General features: G+C 35.9%; 6 protein-coding genes. 3 read left to right on the forward strand and 3 right to left on the reverse strand.

The features are described 5' to 3' along the window. Nucleotides 1-215 precede the first annotated feature (215 nt). Nucleotides 216-902 carry a cytochrome c biogenesis CcdA family protein gene (locus B371_RS0102500; RefSeq protein ID WP_019412740.1) on the forward strand — a complete coding sequence of 229 codons (687 nt, stop codon included), beginning with the start codon at nucleotides 216-218 and terminating at the stop codon, nucleotides 900-902. A 483-nt stretch (nucleotides 903-1,385) separates the two neighbouring features. On the opposite strand, the gene B371_RS0102505 is transcribed toward B371_RS0102500, so the two are convergent. From B371_RS0102505 to B371_RS0102515, 3 genes are all read right to left on the reverse strand, one after another. After that, nucleotides 1,386-2,054, reverse strand: coding sequence for a haloacid dehalogenase type II (locus B371_RS0102505; protein ID WP_019412741.1), 669 nt, complete (start codon nucleotides 2,052-2,054; stop codon nucleotides 1,386-1,388). Nucleotides 2,055-2,101: 47 nt separating this feature from the next. Beyond that, nucleotides 2,102-3,454 (reverse strand): NAD(P)/FAD-dependent oxidoreductase, encoded by a 1,353-nt coding sequence (locus B371_RS0102510; RefSeq protein ID WP_019412742.1) that lies wholly within the window; start codon nucleotides 3,452-3,454, stop codon nucleotides 2,102-2,104. Between the two features lie 144 nt (nucleotides 3,455-3,598). Beyond that, nucleotides 3,599-5,320: a pyruvate oxidase gene (locus B371_RS0102515; protein ID WP_019412743.1), complete on the reverse strand. Its 1,722-nt coding sequence runs from the start codon at nucleotides 5,318-5,320 to the stop codon at nucleotides 3,599-3,601. 410 nt (nucleotides 5,321-5,730) lie between these two features. On the opposite strand from B371_RS0102515, the gene B371_RS0102520 reads away from it, so the two are divergent. Together B371_RS0102520 and B371_RS0102530 are read left to right on the forward strand one after the other, a co-directional pair. Beyond that, complete coding sequence (locus B371_RS0102520; protein WP_019412744.1) at nucleotides 5,731-6,144, forward strand: DUF1284 domain-containing protein; 414 nt, start codon at nucleotides 5,731-5,733, stop codon at nucleotides 6,142-6,144. 388 nt (nucleotides 6,145-6,532) lie between these two features. Continuing rightward, the coding region (locus tag B371_RS0102530) for an IS3 family transposase (protein ID WP_019412746.1) at nucleotides 6,533-6,770 on the forward strand (238 nt) is incomplete at its 3' end.

The following is a 6,770-nucleotide window of genomic DNA, read 5'->3' on the forward strand; positions in this document are numbered from 1 at the left end:
AACTGCCGAAAGTCGGGCTAACTGATTTAGGGGTGGGATGAAACAGTTGTCGGGATACAGTTGTAGCCACATTGAAACAAATTGATGGTATTTCTATGTTTGCTGTTAAATTTGAAGGCAGATAGGGTAGTGCTTATGTTTAGTCCAAATAACATTAGCATCAAAATACTTATTGCTGTGGGGAGTAAAACAGGAGACATCTAGGAGGTTGACCGATGAACTTCATATATGAAGGATTAGCAGGGGTAGAGACGATATCTCCTATTGTTTATTTGTTGGTATTGTTAGGTGGGATTGCAAGCGCACTAAGCATTTGTTATGTCCCTATTTTAATAATGTTCAGTAGTTATATAAGTGGACGGATTCAAGAAGAAACAGGTAAAGCATTTCGGATCAGTATCGGTTTTACACTAGGAATGATTATTACGTCAGTCCTTGTTGGAATCGTTGCTGCTTTAGTCGGAAAGCCAATCATGCAAATCTTTACTAGTTACGGACTAGCTGTTTGGATTCCTGCTATTATTGGTATTATAATGGGTTTACAACTTTTAGAAATTATTAAAATAACAATGCCTCCGCAAATTCAAATTAAAGCAAAAAAGCCAGAAACAGTATATGGTGCGTTTACTCTAGGTTTACCTTTTGGTCTCGTAATAACACCTTGTACAATACCAATTTTTATTATGATTGTTACTTATGTAATAGTTAATGGGAGTGTTTTACATGGAGCACTTCTCCTAGGAACATACTCACTTGGAAAAGGTATTGTATTAGCTTTAGTTGCGGTCTCGTCAGTATCTTTACTTAAAGATGTAACGAAAACATGGAGCAAACGAATTGAAAAAATTGCAGGAATCGTTATTATTTTAATGAGTTTCTACATTCTCATTTTTGGGTGGTAAGTTTAAAAATATTGTTTAAGTTTCTTAAGATTTTTCTCTAGACTACATTACCATATTTCTTTACCCATTCTGACCACCATTAATCTTATATATTCATTTACACATAATTTTTGACGGTCTCTTAAAAAGAATATCCTTTTCTTCTCAATAAATACTATAAAAAATTCCTGAGAAATATTATTATTTGATTATTCTAACAATACTGGACTTTTGTTCCTAATTAAAGCAATTCCCTGTCATTCATTACCTCTTCGTTTCAACTAATTGTCGATATGTAACATATCATCTGGTCCTTAATTGGTTAGATAGTTATGGACAACTTCCACATTTATAAGACCGCCGCCATGCATGAAATGAATTAACAGTTGAATATGTCCTCAGAACGAAAATCCGTTCATGTTGTACTTAGTTTCCCTTAAGTGAAACACGCCCTCGATCGTAATACGATTCAGAGCGTGTTTTATACTTACTTGCTATTTTTATTTACTCTAACCACTCAAGTATACCTCTTAAATCATGATAGATTTTATCTGGCGCTGCATCAAGTTCTTCAACAGGAAGGCCATTTCGATTGATCCATGCAGTATTAAACCCAAAGCTTTTTGCACCAGATATATCCCATCCGTTAGAGGACATAAATAATACCTCTTCTCTTCTAACGTTAAGTTTATTCAAAACAATATTATAAGAAGCCGGTGTCGGTTTATATTGTTTCGTTTCATCGACACTTAATACATCAGAAAACAGGCTTGCTAAAGATGCTTGTTCAATTAACGGGTCCAGCATTTGATGTGAACCATTAGAAAACACCACACGCTTCTTCCCTTCTAATTGCTCTAAAACAGACGTAACCTCATCGTAAGGAGTTAAAAGATTATAGCTTTCCATTAAAGAATCCTCCTGCTGTTTAGAAAGGGATTCCCCTTGTTCTTTTACAGCATAGGTTAAAGCATCTCTTGTTATTATGTGAAATGGTTTATAGTTTCCAGTTAGTTGACGAATAAAAAAATATTCAATCTGTTTTTTACGCCATGAAAGACTAATCTTTTCACCTTTCTCAGGAAAATATTCATTGCACTTTTCCATTACAGAATGAACGTCGAATAATGTTCCATATGCATCGAATACAAAAGCTTTAATTTCAGGTTTCATCATATCACTCTCTTTCTGTTAGATTTGTAACGTGAAAGACTGTGCTTTTAGATCATATAGCTGATATCTGAAGCAGCAGTTGGATATGAAAAAATCATCTTTTTAAGATTCGCTGTAGTAGTCTTTTGACGAATTGCTGTTGCAAAGTGATTGATTAACTCATCTGATACCCCACTAAGTAAATGGGCACCTAGGATTAGGTCAGAGTCTTCATCAATAATCACTTTAACAGCAGCGTATTTTTCATTTGTTCGTCTATAGGTAAACCACTGAGATGTATCAAAATAGTTTACTTTTATATTTCTATCAAGTTTTTTTGCTTCGTCTTCACTCATCCCCACAGCTGAAAGCTTAGGAATAGTAAAAACGGTTGAAGGAATTGCTACATATTCTGGCGTTTTATGATTTCCATTAAGAATATTAGCGGCAACTATATGAGATTCCATGCCTGCTAAAGGAGTTAAAGGCGCTCCTATGGTGGCAGATACATCGCCAGCTGCATAAACAGCAGGATTACTAATACTTTGTAAATATTGATTAACCGTTATACCTTCTTTTTCAAATTTAACATTACCTTTATCAAGATCTAATCCTTTTATCGCTGGAATTCGACCCGCCCCGTGAATGACTGATGAAGCAGTAAGGCTCGATGATACATTTCCTTTATTATTTAAGGTTAACAATAGATTTTCACTTGTCTTTTCTATTTTACTAATAGTTGTCTCCAAATGAATTGTAATCCCGATCTCTTCTGACTTTTTAATAAGAAGATTTACTAGATCTTGATCAAATCCTTTTAGAAGTTTTTCACTGCGATGAATAATATGGACTTCTGCCCCCGCTCTTGCAGCAATATGCGCAAATTCAAAGGAGATAAATCCACCTCCAATAAAAACAATCTTTTTAGGAAGTTCATCAAATTCAAGAAAATCATCACTATATTTTACAAATTCCTCGCCTTCAATCGATAAAGGTGTTGGTTCAGCTCCTGAAGCAATCAAAATAAACTTTCCCGTTAATACATTATTATCGACAGTGATTTCTTTCTCGCCAGTAAAAGCTGCTTTTCCATGATAAGTATCAATGCCTTTATTGTGAAAGCTTTTTTCTTTATTTTCGGGAACAGAATCAGTAAAAGTACGTTTAAACTTCATTAATAGGCTCCAATTAATTGATGTAGCTTCTACTATCCCATGATCTTGCATACGGGTGTTCCAATCTATTAACTCTGCTGCACCTACTAAAACCTTCTTAGGATCACATCCTCGATTTGCACATGTCCCACCAAAGGGGTGTGAGTCAATAACAGCTACACTCCACCCTTCATTGCGCGCTTTACCTGCAGACACCGAACCACCAGATCCTGATCCTATAACAATTAAATCATACGACTTATTCATTCTTCATTCCTCCAATCGTTCTAATATAACTCTTACACATTTTGCTTTTCATTTATTATATCTATAAATGAAAAGCAGTATAACTCATCACGAAAAATTTAGGTTGCTATTTTTAAAGCAACATAAAGAATTCATATAAGGATTTTATATTAAACGGCGAATCGTTTTCTTAATATCTGGGAATTCTACTTTTCCGTTTGTAAAAAATTCTTTTAATAAATATTCACTATAACTAATCGCTTGGTCATAGGTTATTTGACCAGGCAGTGGTGCGATATCCTCAGTAACAACATCAATAATAGTTGCCTTGTTCGACGTGAATGCCTGTTTCATCATGCTCTCCATATCAGCGGCTTTTTCTATACGAAATCCTTCACCACCGCATGCTCTAGCAAACTCCGCAAAATTAACTCCACCTAAATCTGTTCCATAATTCAAATTACCTTTGGTCTGTTGTTCATACTTTATCATTCCGATCATGCTATTATTTAATACAACAATTTTGATAGGCATATCATACTTAACCGCAGTAATAAAGTCATGCATTACCATAGAAAATCCTCCATCACCACAGATACCAACAACTTGTTGATCAGGATATGCTTTTTGGCCAGCAATTGCCCCAGGTAATCCTGAACCCATAGATGCTAGACCACCTGAAATGATAAACTTTTGATCGGTAAACGGGAAAAAGCGGGTTGTCCAAACGGTTACATTTCCTACGTCGCAAGAAATAATTGCATCCTTCTCTACAACATTTTCTAGTGCATACATTACCTGGGGTCCATGAATAGGATCTGTGACTTCTTCCTTCTGTTCTTGTATGTGAAAATGCCATTTTTTCATTTTTTCCTGATACTTTTTAAGGAATACATCACATTTCGATTTGGAAACCAATGACGTTAGTCTAGGTAAAATTTCTTTTACATCACCACATAATCCTTCTGTAATAGGAAATATTTTACCTAAACTATTTTGTCTTATATCTATTTGAATTGCTTTTACTCGATCTGGTAAATAGTCTCTATATGGAAAACTAGTACCAATTAATAAAAGAAGATCTGATTCCATAATTGCTCCAAAAGCAGGTTTCGTTCCTATTTGTCCGTGTTGCCCTAAATTAAGTTCATGGTTATCTGGGATTACCCCCTTACCTAATAAACTTAGAACAATTGGAGCATTGATTTTTTCTGCAAACTCTACAAGTTCATTTCTAGCGTTACGTGCGCCCTTACCTGCCAATATCACAGGTTTCTTTGCAGTATTCAAAAGGCTAATTGCTCGGTCAATTGTATCTTGATCTGGTGTGATTATAGGGTGCACAAGGGTTTGGCTCGTTTTCATCTTGTCATTCTTTTGTTTTACAGTAAATAAATCATCCGGAACGATTAAAATGGATACTCCTTTCTCTGTATAAGCTGCACGAACGGCCAAATTTAACATATCAGGAAGTTGCTCCGCTGATTCAACACGTCTATTAAAGACACTAACACCATCAAACATTCGTTCTAGATTAATTTCCTGATGAGTATCTGTGCCTATTTCAGTACTTGAAACTTGCCCGACAATAGCAAGAACGGGAGCTAAATCTTTTTTAGCATCATATAAGCCATTGATTAAATGAGTAGCTCCGGGACCCGCAATAGATAAGCAGACACCTAATTTCCCTGTCAACTTTGCATAAGCTGAAGCAGCAAGTGCTCCTACTTCCTCATGTCTAACTTGAATGAAATCAATATCATTCTTTCTCTTTCTTAAGTCATCTACAAACTCATTAATAGAGTTGCCGGGCATCCCATATATATGGTCAACCCCAAATTCAGTTAATTGATCGATCAATACTTCACCTGTTCGTTTTTTAAACAATCTCTTCACCCTTTCGTAATTTTTGTTTAGATGTATGATTATTTATTACGTGTTTTTCCATATAGACCTCTCAAATTAGAATAGTATCTACTTTACATTTCAAGCAAAGCCTACTTTACAAGTCACACACCTAATCGATTTTCTAAACTGCAAACTATGCTATGATAGGATTTAGAAAATCCATTACATGGTACTTGGTTACTATGCAAATACCCTGTTTTGTATTCTAGCAAACTGAAGACAGAGCAACTGTTACCTATCTTACAAAATTCAAACTACGGATGAGAGACCATTATAATAGGTATGTTGATTCTTTAGACTCGGTGTTCAAATCATGTTCTTCTCCCGTGCGCTTTCCGCGCTTGGGGCAATGAGAATTGTAATAACACCTTTTGAAATGGGGGAGAGCTATGTATAAGCTACGAGGTCTTCATCTTTTTTGTCTTCTTGGTTACCGTGGGATGGGCTATTCTGAAGAATATGTTGAAAATATGACTGGTTTACATCAAACCTTGAAGGATAACCCCAGAACACTGATTCTGCTTGTAAAGGGACCTGATCAGTTGTGCGAAAAGTTTCCAAACTCCGGTAAATACCACTGCCAAGACGATACTATTTATGAAAGAGATGCCACTATTTTAACTAAAATGGGTCTCGAAATCGGACAAATTCTTAGTTGGGAAGACATTGTTTCTCATATTCAAAAGTATGTGGTTCCTACTGATATTCAAATTGTGTGTGAAACCTGTTCTTGGCGAACCTATGGAGTTTGTGAAGAAGGTGTCCAAGAGATTCTTAAGGGTAGAGGCTTAAGAAAAGTTTGATTCATCCATCCCCTATGAATGAGAACTACCTAAGCCGTTCACTATTGAATCACTTCTCCTTAAATAAAATCCAAAATAGACACCCGATTAGCAGTACAATCGGGTGTCTATTTTATGATAAGCAGGGGTAAGCAGGGGGACGGTTCTCTTGCTTCTTTTTGTCAGTTGAATGCGTATAGCTGGTCCCTTTTGTAAGGGAGGTCAAAAAAGAATAATGGATGTGAAGGGGTTTGTGCTATGGAGCCTAGCTTGTCGTGTGGTTTTAATACTTTGTAGCTTTTTGTTTGAATCTCTCCACCCATTGAATCTAAATGGATAGGCTATACTTAGTTGGACAGTGAAAATAAGGGCTAGTAGAATAATACACAACACGTGAGGAGAATCTACCATGCCTAAAAGAAGAAGAACATTTTCCACTGATTTTAAGAAACAGGTCGTAGCCCTTTATGAAAACGGAAAAAGTCGTCAAGATATTGTCCGGGAATATGAATTAACGGCTTCAGCATTAGACAGATGGATTGCACAGTTCCAGCTTTCTGGTTCTTTTAAAGAGAAAGACAACCGACCACCAGAGGCACAGGAATTAATAGAGTTAAGAAAAAAAAATAAGCAACTCGAAATGGAAG

This window comes from Paenisporosarcina sp. TG20 (genome assembly GCF_000286315.1).
In the GTDB taxonomy this organism is placed as follows: domain Bacteria; phylum Bacillota; class Bacilli; order Bacillales_A; family Planococcaceae; genus Paenisporosarcina.